At 70.0% G+C, this 25,319-nt stretch carries 22 protein-coding genes; 2 read left to right on the forward strand and 20 right to left on the reverse strand.

The window, feature by feature from the left end:
• Window positions 1–17: 17 nt before the first annotated feature.
• The 20 genes from secF to pgsA all read right to left on the reverse strand — a co-directional run bounded on the left by secF (window position 18) and on the right by pgsA (window position 21,312).
• Window positions 18–1,016, reverse strand: a complete 999-nt coding sequence (secF, locus tag AB0I81_RS47655) for a protein translocase subunit SecF (RefSeq protein ID WP_360672740.1) — start codon at window positions 1,014–1,016, stop codon at window positions 18–20.
• A 1-nt stretch (window position 1,017) separates the two neighbouring features.
• On the reverse strand, window positions 1,018–2,919 hold the full coding sequence (gene secD, locus AB0I81_RS47660) for a protein translocase subunit SecD (protein WP_360672743.1): 1,902 nt from the start codon (window positions 2,917–2,919) through the stop codon (window positions 1,018–1,020).
• A gap of 91 nt (window positions 2,920–3,010) precedes the next feature.
• Window positions 3,011–3,400 (reverse strand): preprotein translocase subunit YajC, encoded by a 390-nt coding sequence (gene yajC, locus AB0I81_RS47665; RefSeq protein WP_360672746.1) that lies wholly within the window; start codon window positions 3,398–3,400, stop codon window positions 3,011–3,013.
• Window positions 3,401–3,617: 217 nt separating this feature from the next.
• Complete coding sequence (ruvB, locus tag AB0I81_RS47670; RefSeq protein ID WP_360672749.1) at window positions 3,618–4,652, reverse strand: Holliday junction branch migration DNA helicase RuvB; 1,035 nt, start codon at window positions 4,650–4,652, stop codon at window positions 3,618–3,620.
• Between the two features lie 543 nt (window positions 4,653–5,195).
• The gene (gene ruvA, locus AB0I81_RS47675) at window positions 5,196–5,816 is read right to left on the reverse strand and encodes a Holliday junction branch migration protein RuvA (protein WP_360672752.1); all 621 of its coding nucleotides are present in this window, start codon (window positions 5,814–5,816) and stop codon (window positions 5,196–5,198) included.
• A 460-nt stretch (window positions 5,817–6,276) separates the two neighbouring features.
• The gene (gene ruvC / locus AB0I81_RS47680) at window positions 6,277–6,810 is read right to left on the reverse strand and encodes a crossover junction endodeoxyribonuclease RuvC (protein WP_360672942.1); all 534 of its coding nucleotides are present in this window, start codon (window positions 6,808–6,810) and stop codon (window positions 6,277–6,279) included.
• Between the two features lie 83 nt (window positions 6,811–6,893).
• Complete coding sequence (locus tag AB0I81_RS47685) at window positions 6,894–8,036, reverse strand: GNAT family N-acetyltransferase (protein WP_360672755.1); 1,143 nt, start codon at window positions 8,034–8,036, stop codon at window positions 6,894–6,896.
• Between the two features lie 37 nt (window positions 8,037–8,073).
• The gene (locus AB0I81_RS47690) at window positions 8,074–9,777 is read right to left on the reverse strand and encodes a sugar ABC transporter permease (protein WP_360672758.1); all 1,704 of its coding nucleotides are present in this window, start codon (window positions 9,775–9,777) and stop codon (window positions 8,074–8,076) included.
• Between the two features lie 157 nt (window positions 9,778–9,934).
• Window positions 9,935–10,687: a YebC/PmpR family DNA-binding transcriptional regulator gene (locus AB0I81_RS47695; protein ID WP_360672761.1), complete on the reverse strand. Its 753-nt coding sequence runs from the start codon at window positions 10,685–10,687 to the stop codon at window positions 9,935–9,937.
• Between the two features lie 3 nt (window positions 10,688–10,690).
• Window positions 10,691–11,269, reverse strand: a complete 579-nt coding sequence (gene pdxT, locus AB0I81_RS47700) for a pyridoxal 5'-phosphate synthase glutaminase subunit PdxT (RefSeq protein WP_360672764.1) — start codon at window positions 11,267–11,269, stop codon at window positions 10,691–10,693.
• A 66-nt stretch (window positions 11,270–11,335) separates the two neighbouring features.
• Window positions 11,336–12,208, reverse strand: a complete 873-nt coding sequence (locus AB0I81_RS47705) for an endonuclease/exonuclease/phosphatase family protein (protein ID WP_360672767.1) — start codon at window positions 12,206–12,208, stop codon at window positions 11,336–11,338.
• 14 nt (window positions 12,209–12,222) lie between these two features.
• Window positions 12,223–13,425, reverse strand: a complete 1,203-nt coding sequence (locus AB0I81_RS47710; RefSeq protein WP_360672770.1) for an MFS transporter — start codon at window positions 13,423–13,425, stop codon at window positions 12,223–12,225.
• 13 nt (window positions 13,426–13,438) lie between these two features.
• Window positions 13,439–13,861: a MarR family transcriptional regulator gene (locus AB0I81_RS47715; protein ID WP_360672773.1), complete on the reverse strand. Its 423-nt coding sequence runs from the start codon at window positions 13,859–13,861 to the stop codon at window positions 13,439–13,441.
• Window positions 13,862–13,947: 86 nt separating this feature from the next.
• Entirely contained in the window at window positions 13,948–15,627 is a 1,680-nt protein-coding gene (locus tag AB0I81_RS47720; protein ID WP_360672776.1) for an alkaline phosphatase D family protein, read from the reverse strand.
• 230 nt (window positions 15,628–15,857) lie between these two features.
• Window positions 15,858–16,772 (reverse strand): pyridoxal 5'-phosphate synthase lyase subunit PdxS, encoded by a 915-nt coding sequence (gene pdxS / locus AB0I81_RS47725; RefSeq protein WP_360672945.1) that lies wholly within the window; start codon window positions 16,770–16,772, stop codon window positions 15,858–15,860.
• Window positions 16,773–16,886: 114 nt separating this feature from the next.
• Complete coding sequence (locus AB0I81_RS47730) at window positions 16,887–17,906, reverse strand: DUF3048 domain-containing protein (RefSeq protein ID WP_360672779.1); 1,020 nt, start codon at window positions 17,904–17,906, stop codon at window positions 16,887–16,889.
• A gap of 62 nt (window positions 17,907–17,968) precedes the next feature.
• Entirely contained in the window at window positions 17,969–18,511 is a 543-nt protein-coding gene (locus AB0I81_RS47735) for a hypothetical protein (RefSeq protein WP_360672782.1), read from the reverse strand.
• Window positions 18,512–18,650: 139 nt separating this feature from the next.
• On the reverse strand, window positions 18,651–19,781 hold the full coding sequence (locus AB0I81_RS47740) for a glycosyltransferase family 4 protein (RefSeq protein ID WP_360672785.1): 1,131 nt from the start codon (window positions 19,779–19,781) through the stop codon (window positions 18,651–18,653).
• Window positions 19,778–20,692, reverse strand: a complete 915-nt coding sequence (locus AB0I81_RS47745; RefSeq protein ID WP_360672788.1) for a phosphatidylinositol mannoside acyltransferase — start codon at window positions 20,690–20,692, stop codon at window positions 19,778–19,780. The genes AB0I81_RS47740 and AB0I81_RS47745 overlap by 4 nt, the downstream gene beginning before the upstream one ends.
• Window positions 20,689–21,312 (reverse strand): phosphatidylinositol phosphate synthase, encoded by a 624-nt coding sequence (pgsA, locus tag AB0I81_RS47750; RefSeq protein ID WP_360672791.1) that lies wholly within the window; start codon window positions 21,310–21,312, stop codon window positions 20,689–20,691. The genes AB0I81_RS47745 and pgsA overlap by 4 nt, the downstream gene beginning before the upstream one ends.
• A gap of 144 nt (window positions 21,313–21,456) precedes the next feature.
• Between pgsA and AB0I81_RS47755 the strand changes: the two genes are divergently transcribed.
• A complete protein-coding gene (locus tag AB0I81_RS47755; RefSeq protein WP_360672793.1) occupies window positions 21,457–23,595 on the forward strand; it encodes an elongation factor G-like protein EF-G2 in 2,139 nt (712 codons plus the stop codon).
• A 135-nt stretch (window positions 23,596–23,730) separates the two neighbouring features.
• Window positions 23,731–25,287, forward strand: a complete 1,557-nt coding sequence (locus tag AB0I81_RS47760) for a family 10 glycosylhydrolase (RefSeq protein ID WP_360672796.1) — start codon at window positions 23,731–23,733, stop codon at window positions 25,285–25,287.
• The last annotated feature ends 32 nt before the right edge of the window (window positions 25,288–25,319 follow it).

The raw sequence follows: 25,319 nt of genomic DNA on the forward strand, positions 1-25,319 counted from the left end.
CTGCGTGACTCGCGCGGCTAACTCTTGGCTACCGCTGCGCTTTTGGAACCCTTCGCACCCTTGCCGCCGCCTCCGGTGGAGGCCAGCCGCCTGGCGATGGCCTGGTACTTCGGCTCGCGCTCCTTCAGCGTCACCAGCAGTGGCGTGGCCACGCACAACGAGGAGTACGTACCGACGATCATGCCGACGAACAGGGCCAGCGACAGGTCCTTCAGCGTGCCCGCGCCGAGCAGCGTGGTGCCGATGAACAGGATCGCCGCCACCGGCAGGATCGCGACCAGCGAGGTGTTCAGCGAGCGGATCAGCGTGTGGTTGAGCGCGTTGTTGGCCGCCATGGAGTACGTCTGCTTGGACGTGTGCCCCAGCTTGGCCGTGACCTCCTTGATCATGTCGAACACCACGACCGCGTCGTAGAGCGAATAACCGAGGATGGTCAGGAAGCCCAGCAGCGTCGCGGGCGTGACCTCGAAGCCCGACCAGGCGTAGATGCCGGCCGTGATGACCAGGTCGTGGATGAGCGCGACGATGGCGGCCAGCGCCATCTTCGGCTCGAACGCCATCGACAGGTACAAGATGATCGCCAGCATGAACACGCCCAGGCCGATCCAGGCCTTCTGCGAGACCTCACCGCCCCAGGACGGGCCGATGGCCTGGATGCTGACCTGGTCGAGCGGGACGCTGAACTCCTTGGCGATCTTGCTCTGCACCTCGGCCCTGGTGCTCTCCTCCAGGCTCTCGGTGGTCGCCCGCCAGCCGTCGGTGCCCGCCTGCTGCACGATCACCTGGTGGATGCCCTCGTCGAGCACGGCCTCGCGGACCTCCTCGACGGAGGTCTGAGTGGCCTTGAACGAGAAGATCGTGCCGCCCCTGAACTCCACGCCCAGGTTGAGCCCGTTGAACACCAGACCGGCCACCGAGATGGCCAGCAGCAGCGCCGACAGGCTGTACCACAGCCTCCACTTGCCGACGAAGTCGACATCGATCTCGCCGCGATAGAGGCGACGCCCCAGTCCCATCTCAGGCCTCCTGCGGAGTGGTCTTGCGGCCGGCCGCCGACGTGTCGCTCATGCGCTCGGAATCGAGGCCCGACAGCGGGTGCCCCTTGGCGAAGAACTTCATCCTCGCCAGCAGGGCGATGAACGGCTTGGTGAACAGGAACACCACCACGACGTCGATCAGCGTGGTCAGGCCCATCGCGAACGCGAACCCGGCCACACCGCCCACCGCCAGGAAGTACAGCACGATCGCGGCGATGAACATGACGGCGTCGGCGATCAGGATCGTGCGCCGGGCACGAACCCAGGCCACCTCGACGGCCGCACGTAGCGACCGCCGTCCTTCCTTCATCTCATCACGTATGCGTTCGAAATACACGATGAAGGAGTCGGCGGTGATGCCGATCGAGACCACCAGGCCGATGATGTGCGGCAGCGAGAGCCGGAAGCCGGCGTTGTGCCCGAGCACGACCACCGACGTGTAGGTGATGATCGTGGCCACCACGAGGCTCAGCACCGCCACGATGCCCAGGCCGCGGTAGTAGAGCATGCAGTAGACGACCACGAGCCCCAGACCGATCAGACCCGCGACCAGACCGCCCTGAAGCTGGTCGGCGCCCAGCGTGGAGGAGACCGTGTCGACGGAGCTGCGGTTGAACTTCAGCGGCAGCGCGCCGTACTTGAGCTGGTCCGACAGCGTGGTGGCGCTGGCCTGGTCGAAGCCGCCGGTGATCTCGGCGCGACCGCCGGGGATCGGGCCCTGGATGACCGGGGCGGTGATGACGACGCCGTCGAGCACGACCGCGACCTGGTTGCGCGGCTCCTGCGAGTTGAACGCGGTGGTGGTGAGCTTGCTCCACTCACCGGCGCCCTTGCTCTTGAAGTCGAGCTGCACGACCCACTCGGTGGTGCCCTGGCGGACGCCCGCCGAGGCGGTGTCGATGTCGGTGCCGACGACCTTGGCGACGTCGAGGATGTACTTGAAGCTGCCGTCGCTCTCGCAACCCGCGAACTGCTTCGTCGGGTCGTCCTGAACACCCTGGCCGCGGTTGGCCGGGTCGGCACAGTTGAGCTTGTTGAACTGCGCCAGCACCGCCGGGTCGATGCCCGCGGTGTCGATGCCGGCGTTGGGGTCCTGCGCGGGCGGCGGCGTGCTGGCCTGGCTGCTGGGGCTGGCCGACGGAGAGGTCTTGGCCTCCTGCCCCTTCTTGCCCTGCTGCTGCTCGCCGTCCTGCTGGCCGTTCTGACGCTGGTTGTTGTCCTGCTGGCCGTTCTGCTGCCGGTTGTTCTGCTGCTGGCCGGTCTGGGCGTCGGACGGCTGCGCGGACGGCTCGGCGGCGGGCGCCTGCGCCGAAGCCGACGATGCGGGCGCCTGCTCGGTCAGCGCCTGCTCGGTCAGCGCCGATGACAGCGCCTTGCCCGTCGGAGACGCGCTCGGCGCGGAGGCCGACTGCGAGGTCGAGGGCTTGGCCGACGACTCGGTCGTGGCCTGGCCCGACGGAGAGGTGGTGGGCTGCCCGGACGGGCTGCCGGAGCCCGAGGGCGCGGCGCTCGGCGTCGGCGCGTTGGTGGCCAGCTCCTGCGGGACCTGCGTGGCCTCCGCGGCGAGCACCTGGCGGAAACGCAGCTCCGCGGTGGTCGCGACCAGCTTGATGGCCTCGCTCTGTCCGACGCCCGGGATGGAGATGATGATGTTGTCGCCGGACTTGGCGACTTCGGCATCGGAGATTCCGGTGCCGTTGACCCGGTCGCGGATGATGTTGACCGCGCGGTCGAGGATCTCCTCAGGCGGGGAGGCGTTGTTCTGGGTCACGGGAGTCAGCGTCACCGTGGTGCCGCCGGCGAGGTCGAGACCCAGCTTGGGCGTGAACGCCTTCTGCAGGAACATCGTCCCGCCCAGGGCGAGGATGAGCGCCAGAAGCACGAGGAGCGTACGCCCCGGTCGGCTGTGGCTGCTGGTCGGTCGGGCCACTGGTCGTCAGTTCTTTCGGATAGAGGTTTGTGGCAGAGCTTAGTCAGGACTGCTTGGTGCTGGAGTCCTGGTCGCCGTTGCGCTCCACGGTGGCCTCGGACTCCTTCTTGCCCTCATCATCGAGTCCGTCCGCCTGGTGAGCGGCCGGCTCGTCATCACCCACCGGGCCGTCGCCGGGGGTGACGACGCGGCCGATCGCGGCCTTGACCCAGCGGGTTTCGATCCCCGGCGCGACCTCGAGGATGACGTCCTCATTGTCGACCACCACGACGGTGGCGAACAGGCCCGTCGTGGTCATGACCCGGGTGCCCGGAGTCAGGGAGTTCTGCATCTTGATCGCTTCCTGCTGGCGCTTGCGCTGAGGGCGGATCAGCAGGAAGTAGAACACCACCACCAGAAGGATCAGCGGCAGGATGCTTCCGAGTTGTCCCATGTCCATAAGGGGCGACCTTCCATCGTCGTACAAGAAGTTGACACCGGCCTCGCGCCGGAAATTCCGTGCGTTGCGTCGGGCCGCGCCGCTCAGCCCGTCAGCCTACACAGCCAGCCAAGCCACGGAGTGTAGGCGCTTGTTGCGAAACGCGGCAACGAGGCAGCGTTTCGGCGCGCGGGGAAGTTCCCAATTTGAAACGGTTGCAACCGTTCTGTGATCACTCGAAAAGTGACGCTCCGAACGCATCGGGTGGCGGTGCCATGCCCAGGTGGGTCCATGCCGCGGCGGTGGCCACCCGGCCGCGCGGCGTCCTGGCCAGCAGTCCTTGCCGTACGAGGAACGGTTCGGCCACCACTTCGACCGTCTCCGGCTCCTCCCCCACGGCCACCGCGAGTGTGGACAGGCCGACCGGGCCGCCGCCGAACTTCTTCAGCAGCACGCCGAGCACCGCCCGGTCGAGCCGGTCGAGCCCTTCGCCGTCGACCTCGTACAGGTTGAGCGCCGCCGCGGCGATCTCCCGGTCGATCACGCCGTCGGCCCGCACGTCGGCGAAGTCGCGCACGCGGCGCAGCAGCCGGTTGGCGATGCGCGGCGTGCCGCGCGAGCGCCTGGCGATCTCGTGCGCGCCCTCGTCGGGCAGGGCGACGCCGAGCAGCTTGGCCGAGCGGTTGAGCACCTGCTCCAGCTCGGCGGCCTCGTAGAAGTCCATGTGGGCCGTGAAGCCGAACCGGTCGCGCAGCGGTGCGGGCAGCAGGCCGGCGCGGGTGGTGGCGCCGACCAGCGTGAAGTGTGCGATGTCGAGCGGGATGGCGGTGGCGCCCGGGCCCTTGCCCACGACGATGTCGACCCGGAAGTCCTCCATGGCGAGGTAGAGCATCTCCTCGGCGGGCCTGGCCATCCGGTGGATCTCGTCGATGAACAGCACCTCGCCCTCGGCCAGCGTGGACAGGATGGCCGCGAGGTCACCCGCGCGCTCCAGCGCGGGGCCCGAGGTGATCCGGAGCGGGGCGTTCAGCTCGGCCGCCACGATCATGGCCAGGGTGGTCTTGCCCAGGCCGGGAGAGCCGCTCATGAGCACGTGGTCGGGCGGGGTCTGCCTGCGCAGCGCGCTCTCCAGCACCAGCGACAACTGCTCACGCACGCGTCCCTGGCCGATGAACTCGGCCAGTCGCTTGGGCCGGAGTGCGGCCTCGATCTGCAGCTCGTCGCCTCCGGCGGCGGACGAGAGAATCTCCTCCCGCTCAAGCCCCACGCCGACACCTCCTCTCCCTGAACGGCACCCATATCTCGGCTCCGGCACCGAATCCGGCCCCAATAGCGGTACCGCAATCAGCACCGAAATCGGCATCGCCTCCGACATGGCTATCACGCCCGACCGTCACTTTCGCACCGCCCGGGGCTTGAGCACGGCCGGGATCTCGCCCACCAACCGGGATTCTCGCCCGGAGCCGGAACCCGCGCGGGGCAGGACCTCGCCCACCGACCGGAACCCGTGCGCGGGCCGGACCTCCCCCACCGACCGGAACCCGCGCGCGGGCCGGACCTCGCCCGCCAGACGGTGGCCTGAACGAGAGCCGAGGCTTGCGCCGGCCAGGCGCTTGCAGCGGGCTTGGGCAGGGCAGCGGGCTGGGGCTTGGGCAGGCGTCGAGGCTTGAGCAAGCACCGGGGCTTGAGCAAGCACCGCAGCTTGGGGGTGGGTTGGGGCTTGGGGGTGGGCCGAGGGTGCCCGTGGGGTCCGAAGGTGTCACCGGGTTGCACTCGGCTCTCACCTTGGCGCTGTGCCCGTGGGGTGGGGTCATCGGATGCTGAGGGATCGGAGTGCGGCTTTGAGGAGGGTCGCCACCTGGGGCTGGCGGCCGGCGGCCACGGCTTCGTCGGCTTCCGGTTCCACGGCGGCCACCGCCTCGTCGGCGTCCTTGCTGGAGTAGCCCAGGCCCACGAGTCCCGAGTGGACCTGCTCCCGCCACACCGCCACCCGCCGCTCTCCGTTGAGTGCGGCGTTGACGGCCTCCTCGGGGGTGCCGAGCCGGTCCTTCAGCTCCAGGACGATGCGCTGGGCCCCCTTCTGGCCGATCCCCGGCACCTGCGTGAGGGCCTTGAGGTCGGCACTGGCGACGGCGACCCGCAACGTGTTGGGCGTGTGCACGGCCAGCATCGCCAGGGCCAGCTTGGGGCCGACGCCGCTGGCCGTCTGCAGGAGCTCGAAAACGGCCCGCTCGTCGTCGGTGGCGAAACCGTAGAGGGTGAGTGACTCCTCGCGCACCACCAGGGACGTGGCCAGGCGGGCGTCCTCGCCCATGCGCAGCGTGGCGAGGGTGCCCGGAGTGCAGTGGGTGAGCATACCGACGCCACCGACCTCGATCACGGCCCCGTCCGGCGCGATCGCCGTCACCTTGCCCGCCACCGACGCAATCACTGCCGACCTCCTGTCACTGACCCCACCACGATTCCGCTCCCGCCACCGACGCCGCCGACGCCACCCGCGTCACCGACCTCATCGACCTCACCGGCTTCTGTCATAGCGCATCCCGCCCCGATGAGCCGGATCACGCCACACCCGCCCAACCTGCCCGACTTGCGGCCACATGCTGCATCCGCCCGATCCGGGCCACGCGCCGACCGCCGATCTCGCCGCCGAGGGCCCGTGTCCCATGGGGACGATCGGACGCTCGTCACTGGCTCACCGGCCCCGTGCGGGTGCCCGGCGCCTGAGCTCGTGCCGCCTGGCCCGAACCATGCGCCGGCAGCCAGTCTCCCACCGCCGCAGAGGCTGCGGCGCAAGGTCTCGGCCGCAAATCCCCCAGCGCGGCCCTCTGGGTGCGGGTCCTCCACGCGTAGACCCCTCAACGCGCGGGGACTTCGGCGCGGCGGGGACGTCATCGTCGGGTGGTCTTGGTGGCGGTGGCTCTGGCCACGGCTTGGGCCAGGCGGTGCTGGGCGCCGCCGCGCCAGATGTGGCAGATGGCCAGGGCGAGGGCGTCGGCGGCGTCGGCCGGTTTGGGCATCTCAGTGAGTCTCAGCAGGCGGGTGACCATGGCGCCGATCTGTTTCTTGTCGGCGGTGCCGCTGCCCGTGATGGCGGCCTTGACCTCGGAAGGCGTGTGGAGCGCCACCGGCAGGCCGCGCCGGGCCGCGCACAACACCGCGATCCCGGCCGCCTGCGCGGTGCCCATCACCGTCCGTACGTTGTGCTGGCTGAAGACGCGCTCGACCGCCACCGCGTCGGGGCGCACGTCGTCGAGCCACCGCTCGATGCCGGCCTCGATGCCGACGAGCCGGGCACCGAGCTCTTCGTCGGCCCCCGTGCGCACGACCCCGACGGCCACCAGGCTCAGCGGCGCGCCCGGGCGCCCCTCCACAGCGCCAAGACCGCATCGGGTCAGCCCTGGATCGACGCCCATCACCCGCACCGGCATGCCCTCCCCGCCGCCGAACATCTGTTCGGCACGAGACTTTACTCCTGCCGGGGTGGGCCCGCATCAAGTGACGATCATCAGAAGTAGTCGAGCATGTACGGCCTGGCCGCGAAGGCGGTCTCAAGCGCCTGGTCGTATCGGTCATCTCCCGATATAAGACCGCTGAGCCGCAGCGTCTGGACGGGGATTCCGGCGTACAGGGCGGAGAATCCGTTCGCTGAGAGCGTGACGCCGCTCTCCTGGACCGGGGTGGCCGTGCCGGACCCGCCGGCGATCTCAAGCCGCCACGTGCCCCCGCCCCTGATCGGGTCGTCCACGGTGACGACGGCCTCGCACGCCGCGCTGACCGGGTAGGCCCGCCGTTCGACGGCCGCGGCCACGTCCAGCACCCTGAGCATCCACCGCACCTGCGTGACCTGCTCCTTCGTACGCTCGCGGAGCAACCACAACACCGGATCGTCGGGCGCCACGGCGGCGACGACCTCACGGGCGACCGAGGACGCGCTGCCCACCAGCGCCCACAGCGCCCGCAGGGTCTCCGGCGAGGCGGCGGCGATGGTCTCGACCTCCAGGTCGCCGCCCTTCCACCGGTAGACGGCGTAACCGTCGTCGGCGAGGTAGAGGAAGTCGTCCTCCTCGCCGAGCCACAGGTTCCAGGTGCGCTCGTCCCAGGAGATCGGGCCGCTGGCCCGGGCCGACCCGTGCACGCGGTGCAGCACCGAGATGACCTCCGCGCCGTCCCCCGGCCCCATCCTGCGCAGCTTGACCTGCCCGGACGGCCGGATCCCGCGCAGCACCTCGGCGGACAGCCGCACGTTGTGCTGGGCTCCCGCGTGCTCGTAGCCGACCCCTCGGTAGATCGCCGTGGTGGCGGGGTAGAGCGCGGAGACCGCGTCGCCCAGCTCCGCGCCGCGCTCGATGACGGCGCGCATGAGACGGGTGCCGAGGCCACGGCCGCGGTCCTCCGGGCTGACCGTGACGCCCGCGATGCCCGACATCGGCTGCGGCCTGCCGTGCCACCACTGCGTGAACTGGCGCAGCCTGGCCGCCGCCGCCAGCCGTGAGCCGTCGAACACACCCAGGTAGCGGCCCTCCGCCAGGGTTGGCAGCACGGCCTTGCGCCACTTCTCGCGGCTGTCGGCGGCCAGCGGGCCGAACGAGCGTCTGCGCAGGTCGAGGACGTCGTCAAGGTGCTCGGATGTCAGGTCGCGGATGTCCACGGGGCCGCCAATCTACGTCAATGCGAAACAGCCAACCCTACGCAGCCCTGGTACGTACGTGCGAATCCTTTGTCGTCACGGCGAGCCGGTCGAGGTAGAGGAGCTGGGCGGTCACCAGCGCGGCCAGCGCGACGGCGACGACGAGCAGCGGTGTGGCGGCGCCGACGTCGGGGGTGGTGGTGGCGCGGGCGGCGATCTGGTGCATCTGGGCGGCCGGCGCGGTGAACAGCTCGGGATCCTGGATCACCAGGAGCGGCCGGAGCAGGTCGTGGGCGTTCATGAGGGTGATGGCGCCGGTGAGGACGCCCGCCATGGGGAGCGAGGGCAGGAGCACACCGCCGAAGAAGTCCCTGCCGTTCCGCTCGGCCAGGCCCTTGCACAGGAACGTGAGCACGAACAGCGCGGGCACGCTGACCAGCAGCGGCGGCAGGAGCGCGGGCAGGGAGTTGAGCAGGCCGAGGTTGCGGATGTTCTGCCAGTTGGCGGCCGACAGCGGGCCGGGGCCGACGAACAGCCAGGGGGCGAAGGCCAGCAGCAGCCACTCACTGCCCCTGCCGAGCGGGCGCAGGCCGCCGATGCCGAGCGCGGCCAGGTACGCCACGCCGACCGACACGATCGCTCCCGCCACGGCGGGCGGCCAGGTGAGGACCTGCGTGCGCAGGGTTCCGGCCGGCGTGGCGGGCGAGGCCAGCACGCCGTCGATCCAGGGCCAGGCCAAGACGAGCGCGACGGCGACGAGGACGATCAGCACCACGACCCCGATCGCCACCGCCGCGGGCCCCGGCCGCCGGGCACCGGGAAGCGGTCCCGCGACCGCCTTGTCCCCGGAGCCGTAGGCATTGTCCCCGGAGCCGTAGGCCTTGTCCCCGGAGCCGTAGGAGACGCCCGCACCCTCGTACGTGGTCTTCTCGGCGGGCGTCAGCGTGATCCGGAACCGGGACGCGACCGCGACGACCGTGGCGGCGATGCCCAGCACGCCGAGGATCACCCCCGTGAGGGCCGCGACGGACGCACCAGGGCCGAAATCGGCCATTCTGAAGGCGTAGTGGTACTGAAGGCCCGCCAGCGTCTCTGTGGACCCCTGAGGGCCTCCCTGCGTGAGCACGATGCCGATGGAGAACGTCTGGAGGCCGGCGGCGACCGTGGCGAGCGCGACGAGCACCCCGACGACGATCGTCGCGGGGCCGGGGGCGGCGCCGCGCAGGGCGGGCAGGAAGGCGATCACGGCCAGCGCGCACACGACGCCGAAGGTGCCGGCGGCCAGGATCAGCCGCAGCGTCCCCGGCGCGGTCGCGGGTTCGAGCAGCCCCTCGGCCAGCGTGGCGGGGCCGGACGCGTTCGGCATCAGCCCCCGCAGCCAGGCCGCCGCGACCGCGACCGGCGAGAAGGACACGACGGCCAGGGAGAGCACGATCCGCCCCGCCCGCCTCGGCCACGTGCCCGCCCGGTCGAGCGCCAGGGCCAGCAGCGGCCCCACGACCACGGCCACCAGCAGCGGGATCACGGTCAGCGAGAAGGTGAAGCCGAGCGCCCGCCAGAAGTCGTCCCCGCCCAGCAGCTCACCGTAGTTGGACATCCCCGTGAAGGTGCTCTCCCGCAGGACGCCGCCGCTCTGCAGGCTGAGCCAGATCGTCTGTACGGTCGGCAGCACCAGGGTGATGAGGGTGCCGAGCAACGCGGGAACGGCCAGCAGCCAGCCGAGGGCGGGTGAGTACGTCCGCGGGGGGTTGGGGGAAGTCACGTCGCCCGACCCTAACCTGCCCCGGCCCCTTCGCGCATGCGGACCTCCAGAGGCCGAGACGCCAAGGCGTGTCCGGGGAGCCTGCGCGGAAACGTCCCGCACGGAAGCACGGCGGAGGGCCCGGCGCAGGCCGAGCCCCCGTGAAAGCCGGGCGGCGCTAGTCGAGCGCGGCCAGCACCTCGTCGGAGACGTCGAAGTTGGCGTAGACGTTCTGCACGTCGTCGCTGTCCTCCAGCGCGTCGATGAGCCGGAACACCTTCTTGGCGCCGTCCTCGTCGAGCGGCACGCTCATCGTCGGCAGGAAGCTGGACTCGGCCGAGTCGTAGTCGATCCCGGCGTCCTGCAGCGCCTTGCGCACCGGCACCAGGTCACCGGCCTCGCACACGACCTCGAAGGAGTCGCCGATGTCGTTGACCTCCTCGGCGCCCGCGTCGAGCACGGCCATGAGCACGGTGTCCTCGTCGAGCCCGTCCGCCTTGGGCACGATCACGACGCCCTTGCGGTTGAACATGTACGACACCGAGCCGGGGTCGGCCAGCGAGCCGCCGTTGCGGGTCAGCGCGACGCGTACCTCGGAGGCCGCGCGGTTGCGGTTGTCGGTGAGGCACTCGATGAGCACCGCGACACCGCCGGGGGCGTAACCCTCGTACGTGATGGGCTGCCAGTCGGCGCCGCCGGCCTCCAGGCCGCCGCCGCGCTTGCGCGCCCGCTCGATGTTGTCGTTGGGCACGGAGCTCTTCTTCGCCTTGAAGATGGCGTCGAACAGGGTGGGGTTGGCGTCCGGGTCAGGCCCACCGGTCCGTGCCGCCACTTCGATGTTCTTGATGAGCTTGGCGAACAGCTTGCCGCGCTTGGCGTCGAGTGCGGCCTTCTTGTGCTTCGTCGTCGCCCATTTGGAGTGGCCGGACATTACCTAGAGCTCCCTCACCATGTCTACGAAGTAACGGTGCACGCTGACGTCCCCGGTGAGCTCGGGATGGAACGACGTAGCGAGCAACGGACCTTGACGGACCGCGACGATCCTATCCCCAGGCTCGCACCGGCCCAGCACTTCGACGTCCGCGCCGAGCGAATCGACCCAGGGCGCGCGGATGAACACCGCGTGCACCGGCGTGCCGGCGAAGTCGAGGTCGGACTCGAAGGAGTCCACCTGCCGGCCGAACGCGTTGCGCCTGACCACCATGTCGATGCCGCCGATGGTCTGCTGCCCGGCGATGCCGTCCTCGATGCGGTCGGCCAGCATGATCATGCCGGCGCAGGAGCCGTAGGCGGGCATGCCCTCCTTGACGCGCAGGCGCAGCGGCTGCAGCAGGTCGAAGGTGTCGGCGAGCTTCCACATCGTGGTCGACTCGCCGCCGGGGATGACCAGGGCGTCGACCGCGTCCAGCTCGGCGGGGCGGCGCACGGCCGAGGCCGTCGCGCCCACCTCCTGAAGCATGCGCACATGCTCGCGCACGTCCCCCTGGAGGGCGAGAACACCGATCTTGGGCACAGTCGATCCTTTCTGCCGGGTTCACGGGTCGTCGAGTATTCAACACCAGGACGGCCTGCCGTCTTCCTACAGGGCCACCTTGATGTGTACGGGATCGTGATCGGACAGGGTGACCGCGCGCTCGACGTGGCAGCCGCGCACGGCGCCCTTGGGGGCGAACAGGTAGTCGAGTTTCCTGCTCTCCCTGGTCGGGCCGCCGCTGCGCCGCGCGCCCCGCTGGTCGCACTCCTGGTAGGCGCGGTAGAGCGGCGCGACGGCCCGCCGTCCCGCGGCGCCGCCCTGGCCGCTGTCGGGCGGGGAGACGTTGAGGTCGCCGCCGACGACGCTGCGGTATCCGGGCTTGGCGGAGATCTGCAGCAGGCGTCCGAGCTGCCGGGTGCGGTACGGGGCGCCGCTCTGATGGTCGTCGTTGCGCGCGCCGGAGGACAGGTGGGTGCCGCAGGCGCGTACCTTCCTGGCGGGCAGGTCGGCGCAGATGGCGGCGCGCCGGACGAACCAGGGCGGGGAGGGCAGGGCGTGGATCTCGTAGGAGACGGACTCGCCCGCCACCAGGACCGCGATGCTCTGCGCGCCGCGCGGGCGGCCGAGGCGGTCGGGGTGGCAGGCGTACGGCGTGCCGTCCCGAGTGCTCAGCCCCCACGAGCCGGCCGTCCAGCGGCGGCCGGTGCGCTGCTCCAGCCAGGATTCCAGGGCGCCGGTCGCGCCCGTGCAGAACTCCTGAAGGAAGATCACGTCGGCGCGGCGGGCGAGCGCCCGCCGGCCGATGTGCTCGGCGAGTTCGACGCTGCCGGCGCGGTAGAGGCGGCAGGCGGAGTTGGTGCCCGTGCACACATTCCAGGTCATCACGGCCAGATCCGCGCGCAGGGGCAGCGTCGTCACGGCCAGGTCCGCGCGCAGGGGCAGCAGGCTCGCCACGAGCAGCAGGACGTGTCCCACCATGGTGGGACATCCAATCACACGGCGGGAGCGGCGTCGTGCGCGGTGTGGTCGGCGTCCACGCGGGACAGGGCACGCAGGTGGTGACGCCGCGTGTACAGCACGGCCATGCCGATGAGGCAGCACAGCGCGCCCAGCACGTACGGCACCGCCACCCCCACCTCCTCACCGAGCTTGGTGGCGATGAACGGGGCCAGCGCGCCGCCCATCCACCGCACGAAGTTGTAGCCCGCCGAGGCGACCGGCCTGGGCGCGTCGGAGACCTCCATGGCCGACTCGGTGAAGACGGTGTTGTTGAGGCCGATGGGGATGCCGGACAGGATGGTGAACACGATGATCCCCGTGTGCCCGGACAGCGCGATGCCGATCTGCAGCACGGCCAGCAGCGCGAGCGACAGGTGCAGCACGTTCACCGAGCCGATCCTGCGCTGCAGCGGCGGCGCGCCGAAGACCGAGGCCAGCGCGACGCAGACGCCCCAGCCGAAGAAGACGGCCCCGATGCCGTACGCGGACATGCCCAGGATGAAGGGCGTGAAGGCCAGCACGGTGAAGAAGGCGAAGTTGTAGAACAGCGCGGTGAAGGCGGTCGTGGACAGGCCGCCGTGGGCCAGTGCCCTGATGGGGGCGCTCAGCCGGGTCTTCTGTGCCGGTCTGGGCGTTGACTTGAGCAGCGTGACGATCAGCACGAGGCCGGCCGCCATGAGCGCGGCGGTGCCGAAGAAGGGGGCCCGCCAGTTCCAGTCGCCGAGCAGGGCGCCGACGAGGGGCCCGGCGGAGATGCCCAGGCCGAGCGCGGCCTCGTACAGGATGATGGCCGCCTCCGCGCCGCCGCTGGCGGCGCCCACGATGACGGCCAGCGCGGTGGCCACGAACAGCGCGTTGCCCAGGCCCCAGCCGGCGCGGAAGCCGACGAGTTCGGCGACGCTGCCCGAGGTGCCGGCCAGCGCGGCGAACACGATGACCAGCGCCAGGCCGGCCAGCAGCGTGCGCTTGCCGCCGATCCGGCTGGAGACCCAGCCGGTGATCAGCATGGCCACGGCCGTGACCAGGAAGTAGCTGGTGAACAGCAGTGACACCTGGCTGGGGGTGGCCTTCAGTCCCTGGGCGATGGAAGGGAGGATGGGGTCGACGAGCCCGATGCCCATGAAGGCCACGACCGCGGCGAACGCGGTGGCCCAGACGGACATGGGCTGGCGAAGGATTCCGCCGCCGGTTTGCATGGTGCTCCTTTTCTTACGAGCGGCCGAGCTTCGCCAGCACGGGCAGGGCGGCCGCGAGTGTGGCGCGCTCGTCTTCGTCGAGCGCGGCCAGTTCCCGGGTGAGGTGGGCGATCCTGACCTCGCGTACGGCGCGCAGCCGCTCGCGGCCCTCGCCGGTGAGCTCGACCGTCCTGACGCGGGCGTCGGCGGGGTCGGAGCCGCGGGCCACCAGCCCGGCGTCCTCCAGCCGGTTGATCTGGACGGTCATGGTGGGCAGTTGCACGGCGTGCTCCTCGGCCAGCTCGGTCATGCGGCGCGGGCCGGCCTCGAGCGAGCCGAGCACGCCGTACTGCTGGCTGGTGACGGGCTGACCGGCGACGGTGCGCCTGAGCAGGAGGACCAGGTGCCGCAGCACCGTGGAGACCTGCTCGGCCAGGTGGGTGGGATCGTCCCTCATGGTTAGCTCAACTAAGTTAGCCTGACTAATATTCCGGCGACGAAAAACCCGGCCCCTCGCGTAAGGGGCCGGGCTCTCCGGTGGGACTACGGGCGCTCGGTCTCCAGGCGGACCGTCTCCTCCACCGTCATCGGCGCGGTGCGCATCGCCGGGTCCAGCGGCCTGAGGTAGGTCTGCTGAACTCCGGGAACCTTGTCCTCGATGACGAAGGTGGCCCTGGTGTAGACCTCGGACCCCGGCGTCTGCACCACGGGCACGACCTTGAAGTCTGCCGTCATCTGCTCGCGCTCGATCTTCGTCAGCACGTATCCGCGCTGGTTGTTGTAGAACTTCAGGTGCGGGTTGATGGTCAGGAACGGGTGCTGCGCGGGGTCGGAGTCGGCCCCGTTGCCGCCCGTCGAGATCGACGTGGCCACCAGCTCCGAGCCCACCGTCGGCCCGGTCGGGTCGTCGTAGTCGAGCTTGAGGTCGCTGGCCCAGTGCGCGTGCACGTCGCCGGTCAGCACCACCGGGTTGCGGACCCCGGCGTCCATCCAGCCCTCGGTGATGCGCCTGCGGGAGGCCACATAGCCGTCCCAGGCGTCCTGCGAGGTGACCTTCGCGGGGCCGGCGTTGTTGTCACGCTGGGCGAAGAAGACCTGCTGGCCCAGGATGTCCCACTGCGCGCGGGAGTGGTGGAAGCCCTTCAGCAGCCACTCCTCCTGCGCCGCACCGGTGATCGAGCGGGCCGGGTCGATCGCCGCCGGGCAGTCGTCGTAGCCGTCCCCGCAGCCCTGGTCGTCGCGGTACTGGCGGGTGTCGAGCATGTGGAAGGTGGCCATCCTGCCCCACCGGATGCGCCGGTAGAGCTGCATGTCGATGCCGCGCGGGATCGAGGTGCGGCGCAGCGGCATGTTCTCGTAGTACGCGCGGAAGGCGGCCTCGCGCCTGGTCAGGAAGTTCGGCTGGGGCACCTCGGGCTTCTCCGGCACCTCGTCGGCCCAGTTGTTGTCCAGCTCGTGGTCGTCCCACACGACCAGCCACGGCGAGGCGGCGTGCGCGGCCTGCAGGTCGGGGTCGGCCTTGTACTGGGCGTGCCGCTGGCGGTAGTTGGCCAGCGTCTCGGTCTCCGGGCCCTCGTGGTGGCGGATGTTGCCGCCGGGGATCGTGTAGGAGTTCTTGGTGTACTCGTACTGGTAGTCGCCCAGGTGCAGGACCAGGTCCGGGTTCTCCTCGGCCAGGCGGCGGTAGGAGGTGAAGTAGCCGTGCTCGTACTGGGCGCAGGAGACGAACGCCATGGCCAGGGCGCTGCCGTACGACAGGGGGTGCGGGGCGGTGCGGGTGCGGCCGAGCGGCGAGACGTACGGGCCGACGCGGAAGCGGTACCAGTACTCGCGGTCGGAGCTCAGGCCGTTCAGCTCGACGTGGACGCTGTGGCCCCATTCGGGGGCGGCGACGGTGACGCCCGCGCGGACGACGCGGCGGGCGCGCTCGTCGGCGTACACCTGCCACAACACGGGGAAGGGCCGCTGCGGCATGCCGCCGAGCCCGTCCTCGGCCATCGGCTGCTGGGCGAGCCTGGTCCACAGCACGAAGCCGTCGTGGTCGGGGTCGCCGCTGGCGACGCCGAGGGTGAACGGGTCGGTACGCAGCCCGCGCGAGGCCAGGCTCTGGGCCGTCTCGGCGGCCGGATCGGGTTCGGCGTGCGCAGCGGTGGAGTTCATGGCGGCGACTGCCCCTGCCGCTAACCCCGTGACGAGAAAGTGCCTGCGGTTCAGCTTGGACATGTGGGGCTCCCGAGTCGATCAAGGGTGAGGGACGCCCGTAGCCTGACTCAGGATCATGACCACCGGGTGAACACCACACAACACGAAAAAGGCGACATCCTTCGCGGATGCCGCCCTTTCCGGCAGTTTTCGCCGTCACTTTGTGGCGCCCCCGCCAGGCCGAAATCAGCCTGCCGGAAGTGATCGTCTCACGCGCCCAGGACTGTGACCTGCAACGACGCGCCTCGTATTTACCAGCCGCGCTCGGCCAGGCGGTGCGGCTGCGGGATGTCGTCGACGTTGATGCCGACCATGGCCTCGCCCAGGCCGCGGGAGACCTTCGCGATGACGTCGGGGTCGTCGTAGAACGTCGTGGCCTTGACGATGGCCGCGGCGCGCTTGGCCGGGTCGCCCGACTTGAAGATGCCCGAGCCGACGAACACGCCCTCGGCGCCGAGCTGCATCATCATGGCCGCGTCGGCGGGGGTGGCGATGCCGCCCGCGGTGAACAGCACGACCGGCAGCTTGCCGGTCTTGGCCACCTCGGCCACCAGCTCGTACGGGGCCTGCAGCTCCTTGGCCGCGACGTAGAGCTCGTCCTCGGGCAGCGAGCCGAGCCGCTTGAGCTCGGCGCGGATCGTGCGCATGTGGGTGACGGCGTTGGAGACGTCACCGGTGCCGGCCTCGCCCTTGGAGCGGATCATGGCCGCGCCCTCGGTGATGCGGCGCAGAGCCTCGCCCAGGTTGGTGGCCCCGCACACGAACGGCACGGTGAACTGCCACTTGTCGATGTGGTTGGCGTAGTCGGCCGGGGTCAGCACCTCCGACTCGTCCACATAGTCCACGCCGAGCGCCTGCAGGACCCTGGCCTCGACGAAGTGGCCGATGCGAGCCTTGGCCATGACAGGGATCGACACGGCGTTGATGATGCCGTCGATCATGTCGGGGTCGCTCATCCTGGACACGCCACCCTGCGCGCGAATGTCGGCGGGCACGCGCTCAAGGGCCATGACGGCCACCGCGCCGGCGTCCTCTGCGATCTTGGCCTGCTCGGCGGTGACGACGTCCATGATGACGCCGCCCTTGAGCATCTCGGCCATGCCGCGCTTGACACGGGCGGTTCCGGTGACGGGGGTGTTTTCTGGCGTGCTGCTGGACACGGTCATCCTCACGGCTCTCACGGCGGGTCGGTAAGTTCTCAAGCCCATCGTAGGTCCTGGTGGACCCCTCCCCCGACATGCCAATATGTCAGGATTTAGCGCCAAACCTGTACAGGACGGCTACGGGATGACGGGCTTGCGGCTGGCGAGCGCGACCCAAACCTGGCCGGGTGCGAAGTTCATCGGCTCGCCGCTCTCAGTGGTGAACGTCGTGCCACTCTCCTCCGATTCCCGCTCCCACTTCGCCTTGAAGGCTTTACCGTCGCGCAGCACGACCGCCGAGCCCTTGCCCGTGGTGTGCACCAGCGGCGTGTAACTGTCGTTCTTGTCGTGGAACTCCGAGCGCTCGGTCTTGGTGTACTGCACCACGATCGTCGGCGCGCCGAGCTGGCCGCCCTCTGCCGCCATGTCCTTCTTGCCGTCCTGCCAGATCAGCCACTGCTTCTTCGCCTCCGACCAGGCGAAGGTGAAGCGCGCGGCGGGCCACTTGACGGTGTAGGACTTGCGCTCGACCCCGCCCTCGGCGGGCGCGTCGCCGAAGGTGAACCCGACGTCCTTGGCCTTGGTCGCCTTGCGCGCCCCGGCCAGGAGCTTCTTGGGGCTGGCGAACAGGTTGTACGGGGCGAAACGGCCGGGCTCGCGGTTGTACGCGCCGGGGTTGCGCGTGTCACCCACGTCGAACAACGACGCCTCGGCGATGAACGGCAACATCTTGGTCTGCGCGCCCGAGTAGGAGAAGGCCGGCTTGCCGAACTGCGGCGCGATGTGCAGGTCGGAGATGCGCGCGCTGCGCACGGGGCCCACCTTGGCGGGCAGCTTGGAGGAGAAGACCGCCATGAGCCGGGTCAGCCCGGCCTCGACCTGCTCGACGTAGACGATGTCGGCGCTCTTGAGACCCATCTGCGGCTTGCCCGCCGCGGTGTTCTCGATCTTCACCGCCAGCACCGGCTTGAGCTGCCCGTACGGCTTGCCGGTGAACGGATGCGCGTTGACCTCCTCCGGCTCCTCGCTCGGCGGCGCCGACGCGGCGGAGGGCTGCGGGGCCTGGCCCGCCGACGGCTCCTCAGAGGAGCAGGCCGCCAGAGGCAGCAGGACGGCCGCTCCGGCCAGGTAGACCGTGATCATCCGGGGTAGCCGCACCTGTAACTCTCCTCGCTTCAGCCCGAAAACGGGATGAAGCATACTGGCTTCCCCAAATTAGGTCATTCAGTTGCCATAGCTGCCGGCGGATTGTCATCAATCTCGAAGAAACTGGGGTACTCGGTGTGCCCGGCCAGGCGCAGGGTTCTGGCCAGCCAGCGGTCCTGGGCCGCACGGGTGACGCCGACCGCGTTGTTGTGGAAACGGCGCGAATAGACCACCTTGGCCACCGCGGCGTCGAGCTGTTCCAGCAGCTCACGACCCCCGGGAGACTCCGACAACTTCTCCCTGAAGCGGTCCTGGTCCACCACCGCCCGCAGGGTCCGCGACAGGTCGCTCTCGGCGTGCTCGCGCTCCTCCGGGCCCGCCGACCTGGCCTCATGCGCCGCCGCGGCCAGGACCAGGGACGTGGCGGGGTCGAGCAGGCGCGAGCCCGCCAGCTCCAGCACCACCGCGCGGCGCCCCATCAGCGCCGCGTCCAGCGACTCCTGGGCCAGCTCCAGGCGGATGTGCAGGCGGTCCAGCCGGCCCGCGCGCCAGGAGATGTAGACGGCCGTGAGCACGACGACGATGCCCACGATCAGCACGATCATGGTCGATGTCACAGATGTTCCTCCACATGGCCGCCCCTACCGGCGATCACAGGTCTTCCCTCACAAAGCCCGAACAGGCGGTCACAGGTCTTCTCCCACAAAGCCCGAACAGGCGGTCACAGGTCTTCTCCCACAAAGCCCGAACAGGCGGTCACAGGTCTTCCTCCACGCGGCCCGCGCCGCTGGTGGTGACGGTCTCGTAGACGCGTACGACGTCCCGCGCGACCGTGGACCAGTCGTACTTCCTGACCGCCACCAGCGCCTCGGCGGCCAGCTTGGCCCGCCGCTCCGGCGCGTCGAGCAGCGCGCCCGCCTCGCGCGCCAGCGAGGCCGGGTCGCCGTTGACGAACAGCGCGCCCGCCTGCCCGTCGCCCAGCACCCTGCGGAACGCCGGGATGTCGCTGGCCAGCACCGTCGCGCCCGACGCCATCGCCTCGGCCAGCACGATGCCGAAGCTCTCGCCGCGCGTGTTGGGCGCCACGAACACGTCCACGGAGTGGTAGGCGCGGATCTTGTCGGCCTCGCTCACCATGCCCAGCACCGTGACCCGGTCGCGCACCGCCTTCGGCACCCGCTCGTAGACGTCCTTCTCGTCACCGGGGCCGGCGATGAGCAGCTTCACATCAGGGCGCTCGGCCGCCAGCTCCGCGAACGCGTCGAGCAGGATCGGCAGGCCCTTGCGCTCCTCGTCCATGCGGCCAAGGAAGCCGAGGGTGGATCCGTCGGGGCCCCAGCCGTCCAGCGGCTCGGCGTCGGTGTAGCGGGCGACGGTGACGCCGTTCGGGATGAGCACGGTGTCGCCGCCGAACTGCTCGACCAGGCTCTTACGGGCCGCGTCGGAGACCGCGATGCGGCCGCTGAGCTTCTCCAGCGCGCTGCGCAGCAGCGGCTCGGCCACCGCGATCGCCCGCGAGCGCGAGAACGAGGCGTGGAAGGTGGCCACGATCGGCCCCTTGGCCGCCCAGCAGGCCAGCACGCCCAGGCTCGGGATCAGCGGCTCGTGGATGTGCAGCACCTCGAACTCGCCCGTACGCACCCAGCGCCGCACCCGCGCGGCCGACAGGAACCCGAACGCCATCCTGGCCTTCGCCCCGTTGTACGGCACCGGGATCGCCCGGCCCGCCCCCGTCACGTACTCGGGCAGCTCGTCGTCGTCGGCCGCCGGCGCGATCACCGACACGTCGTGCCCCTGCGCGATGAGCGCCTGGGCCAGGTCGTCGATGTGCTGCTTCACCCCGCCCGGCACGTCCCAGGTGTACGGGCAGACGATGCCGACCTTCATGGGCGGGGTTCCAGGTCATCGAGCCAGAGCCGCTGCATCATGTGCCAGTCCTCCGGATGCTCGGCGATGCCCTTCTCGAACACGTCGATCAGGCCCTGCGCGACGGCCGCGACCTTCTCCTGCCTGGTGCCCTCCTGCGGCACGGGGACCTCGGGGTGGATGTGGATGCCCCAGTCGTCGCCCACGAAGTAGACGATGGCGGGCAGCAGCGCCGCGCCCGTCTGCACGGCCAGCAGCGGCGGCCCAGCGGGCACCTTGGTGGCCGCGCCGAAGAAGCTCACCTCCACGCCGCTCTTGGTCAGGTCACGCTCGGCCGGCAGGCAGACCACGCCGCCCTTGCGCAGCCGAGACGCCAGGGTGCCGAAGTTGTGCCCGTCGCCGCCGGTCAACGGCAGCACCTCCATGCCGAGCGCCGCGCGGAAGGCCGTGTAACGCCGGTACAGCGACTCGGGCTTGAGCCGCTCGGCCACCGAGGTGAACGGATGGCCCACGCCCACCAGCCAGGCTCCCGCCTGGTCCCAGTTCCCCATGTGCGGCAGCGCTAACACCACGCCCCGCCCGGCCGCCACGTTGTCGTGGACGTGCTCGTCCCCGATGACGTGCGTGCGGCGCACGACCTCCTCGGTGGGCATCGACGGCAGCCGGAAGATCTCGTGGAAGTAGCGGAAGTAGGAGCGCATGCCGGCCCTGCCGAGCTCGCGCACCTCCCTGCTCCCGGCGCCCAGCCCCGTCACCCTGGACAGGTTGGACTGCAGCCTGCGCACGGACTTGCCCTGCCTGCTCCAGACCCGGTCGGCCATGAAGCGGAAGACCGCGGCCGTCAGGCGCTGCGGCAGCAGCGGCACCAGCTTCCACCCCGCCGCGAACCCGGCCGCCACGACATGGTCGCCGATCGAAGCCTTCTCGCTCATGTCTCCCTCGTCTGCTGGTAAACGGCCATCACCCGCTGCACCACGGTGATCACGCTGGCCACCGCGAGCAGCCACATGCCCACAGGAAGAATGTACGGAACTCCGAGCCCCGAGAAGCAGGCCGCGACCAGCGCCACGACCAGCCGCTCCGGCCGCTCGGCCAGCCCGACGTCGGCCGTGAGCCCGAGCCCTTCCGCCCTGGCCTTGGCGTAGGAGACCAGAGCGCCGGCGATCAGGCACACCAGCGTCACCGAAGCCATCAGAGTGTCGTCCCTGGAGATGAAATACAAGATCAGGCCGGCGAAGATGGCGGAGTCGGCGACCCGGTCGAGCGTGGAGTCGAGAAAGGCCCCCCAGGTGCTGCCCCCCTTCCCGCCGAGCCGGGCCACCACGCCGTCGAGCAGGTCGAACAGCACGAAGACAGTGATCACGAGAGCACCCCAGGCAAGTTGCCCTCGGGGGAAGAAGAACAGGGCTGACACGACGGTGCCGAGGGTGCCGACCGCCGTGACGGCGTTCGGGCCGATCCCGCGACCGACGAGAGCCCTGCCCAGCGGGGTGAGTATCCGGGTCATGGCCGGGCGCAGGATTTTGAGCATCGCGGTCCGATCGTAGGCCATGACGCGCTTGACAACTTTCTTTGCCCCGCCCCCCTTGTGATATCCGCCACAGGGGTATTTGGTGAACACACCGCGTCCATGCGGTTTCCAACACCCTCCGCGCGGGCGCGGCGTCGACAAACAAGCGACGACGCGGGAGGCGATGTGGCGGAAAGAAACTCGGGAGGCGCCGTGGGAGCCGCGGGCAGGGCACCCGCGGCCGACCGGGCGGATGCGATACGCAATGTCGTGCTGGTCGGCCACTCAGGAGCGGGTAAGACGACCCTCGTCGAGCAGCTGCTGGCCGCGACGGGCACCATTCAGCGCCCGGGACGCGTGGAGGACGGCAACACGGTCACCGACTTCGACGAGGTGGAGGTCCGGCAGCAACGCTCGGTCAACCTGGCCGTGGCACCACTGGTGCACAACGGCATCAAGATCAACCTTCTGGACACCCCCGGTTACGCCGACTTCGTCGGTGACCTGCGCGCGGGGCTGCGCGCGGCCGACGCCGCGCTGTTCGTGGTGTCCGCCTCGGACGGGGTGGACGGGCTCACGCAGATGCTCTGGGAAGAGTGCGCGCAGGTGGGCATGCCGCGGGCGGTCGTGATCACCAAGATCGACCACCAGCGGGCCGACTTCGACGAGGTGCTGGCCACCTGCCAGGACATCTTCGGCGACGGCGTCGCGCCGCTCTATCTCCCCGTGATCACCAATGGCCACGTCAACGGGCTGATCGGGCTGCTGACGCAGAAGTTCTACAACTACGCCACGGGCACCCGTACGGAGAAGGACCCGGGCGCGGAGTACGAGGCGCAGATCGAGGAGTACCGCGGTGTCCTGATCGAGGGCATCATCCAGGAGAGCGAGGACGAGTCGCTCATGGAGAGGTACCTCGAAGGCGAGCCCATCGACACCAAGGTCCTCGTGGACGACCTGGAGAAGGCCGTGGCCCGCGGCAGCTTCTTCCCGGTGTTGTGCAGCGGCCTGGGGGTCGGCGCGCAGGAACTGCTGGAACTGATGACGCAGGGCTTCCCCTCACCGCTCGAACACCCCATGCCCGAGATCACCGACCTGTCGGGCAAGCAGGTCTCCGGCATCACGTGCGACCCCGCGGGGCCGCTCGTGGCCGAGGTCGTCAAGACCACCAGCGACCCGTACGTCGGCCGCATCAGCCTGGTACGCGTCTTCTCCGGCACCCTGCGCCCCGACATGACCGTGCACGTCTCCGGCCACGGCCTGGCCGACCGCGGGCACGAGGACCATGACGTGGACGAGCGGATCGGCACGCTCACCTGCCCGCTGGGCAAGCAGCAGCGCGGCGCGGCCAAGGGCATGGCGGGCGACATCGTGGCCGTGGCCAAGCTGTCGCGGGCCGAGACCGGCGACACGTTGTCGGAGGTGGAGCATCCGCTGCTGATGACGTCCTGGGCGATGCCCGACCCGCTGCTGCCGGTGGCGATCAGGGCCAAGTCCAAGGCCGATGAGGACAAGTTGTCTCAGGCGCTCGGCCGGTTGGTTGCGGAGGACCCGACGCTGCGGCTGGAGAACAACGCCGAGACCCGCCAGCTCGTCCTGTGGTGCATGGGCGAGGCGCACACCGACGTGCTGCTCGACCGCCTGGCCAAGCGGCACGGCGTCGAGGTCGAGCGGATCGACCTGCGGGTGCCGCTGCGCGAGACGTTCGGCGGCAAGTGCCAGGCGATGGGCCGCAACGTCAAGCAGACCGGCGGCCACGGCCAGTACGCGATCTGCCACCTCCAGGTCGAGCCGCTGCCGTCCGGCGGGGGTTTCGAGTTCGTGGACAAGATCGTGGGCGGCGTGGTGCCGCGGCAGTTCATCCCGTCGGTGGAGAAGGGCGTGCGCGCCCAGATGGAGCGGGGCGTCGTGGCCGGCTACCCCATGGTGGACGTGCGCGTCACCCTGTACGACGGCAAGGCGCACTCCGTCGACTCCTCCGACATGGCCTTCCAGATCGCGGGCCAGCTCGCGCTGAAGGAGGCGGCGGCGAAGGTCTCGACGCTGCTGCTGGAGCCGGTGGACATGTTGTCGGTGCTGGTGGCCGACGACTATGTCGGCTCGGTGATGTCCGACCTGTCGTCGCGGCGCGGGCGCGTGCTCGGCACCGAACCGGTCGGCACGGGCCGCACCCTGGTCAAGGCGGAGGTTCCCGAGCTGGAGATCACGCGCTACGCCATCGATCTGAGATCCATGTCACATGGCACAGGTACGTTCCAGCGCACGTTCCTGCGGTACGAGCCGCTGCCGCCGAATCTCGCGAGCAAGGTGACGGCCACGGATTGACCGGGGTTGTGGAAGAGCCGGGAGGGGATATGTCCCTCCCGGCCCAGCCATGGGTATATGTAACAAATGCGTCTCGACTTGATTTCGGTTTTCCGTACCGACCATGAGCGCGCAGCTGCCAGACTGGGTGGCACTATGCGAACTGGACGCCCACTTCTGGCCGCTGCCGCCCTCGCCGTCGCCACGACCACCGTCGCCTATCTCTTCGGCCCCGCCGCCGCGGAGAGCCCCGCGGCGAGCGGGAAGAAGAAGGCCGCCGCCACGCCCGCCGCCGCGCCCTGCAAGGCCGACGCCCGCTATCCCAAGCGCGAGTTGCGCGGCGTGTGGATCGCCACGACGCAGAACATCGACTGGCCCTCCAAGGCGGGGCTCACCCCCGACCGGCAGAAGGCCGAATACGCCAAGATCCTGGACAGCGCCGCCAAGCGCAACCTCAACGCGGTCTTCGTCCAGGTGCGTCCCGCCTCCGACGCGCTCTACAAATCCTCGCTGGAGCCGTGGACCCAGTACCTCACCGGCACGCCGGGCAAGGACCCCGGCTGGGACCCGCTGCCGTTCCTCATCGACGAGGCCCACAAGCGCGGCATGGAGTTCCACGCCTGGTTCAACCCCTACCGTGCCTCCTACGGCGACAGCACCGCCAAGCTGCCCGCCAGTCACCCGGCCCGGCAGCACCCCGACTGGACCGTCAAGTTCGGCGGCCGTCTCTACTACAATCCCGGCCTGCCGGCCGTGCGCGAGCACGTCATCAAGGTCATCAACGACGTGGTGGACCGTTACGACATCGACGGCGTGCACTTCGACGACTACTTCTACCCCTACCCGGTGGCCGGGGCGAAGTTCGACGACGCGGCGGCCTTCCGCAAGTACGGCAAGGGCCAGAAGCTGGCCGACTGGCGGCGCGGCAACGTCAACACGCTCGTGGAGCAGGTGGACAAGGCCGTGCACGACGCCAAGAACCACGTGAAGTTCGGCATCAGCCCGTTCGGCATCTGGCGCAACAAGGCCCAGGACCAGACCGGGTCGGCCACCAACGGCATGTCGGCCTACGACTCGATCTACGCCGACGCGCGGGCCTGGATCAAGGCCGGCACCGTCGACTACCTGCTGCCGCAGCTCTACTGGCCGCGCGGGCACAGCGCCGCCGACTACACCACGCTGGCCCGCTGGTGGTCCAACGAGGTCAAGGGCAGCGACGTGCAGCTCTACATCGGCCAGGGCCTCTACCGGGTCGGCACCAGGGACGACAAGGCCTGGACCAGGGCGGGCGAGCTGGCCGGGCAGGTGGGCGTCAACCGCGCGAGCAAGCAGATCGACGGCGAGGTCTACTTCAGCGCCAAGCAGCTCCAGACCAACCCGCTCAAGGCGATGGACCGCGTCGCCAAGACCTACTACAGCCGTCCGGCGCTGCTGCCGCTGATGAAGGCGCGCGGTGGCGAGGCCCCGCCCGCGCCCGACGGCGTCAAGGCGTCCGGCAACCAGCTCACGTGGACGGCCTCGCCGGGGGCCGCGGCGTACGCGGTGTACCAGGTGCCCAAGTCCGGCAAGGACTGCCACACCACCGACGCGCGCAGCCTGGTGGCCGTGGTGAGCCGGCCGTCGTACACGGCGAAGGCTTCCGGGGACTACCTGGTCACCTCGCTGGACCAGCTGCACCACGAGAGCAAGGCCGTGAAGGTCAAGGCGGGCTGAGGACGACCTGACGGGTGACCGGGCCGGTCCGG

It is taken from the genome of Nonomuraea sp. NPDC050404, assembly GCF_040655495.1.
GTDB lineage: Bacteria > Actinomycetota > Actinomycetes > Streptosporangiales > Streptosporangiaceae > Nonomuraea.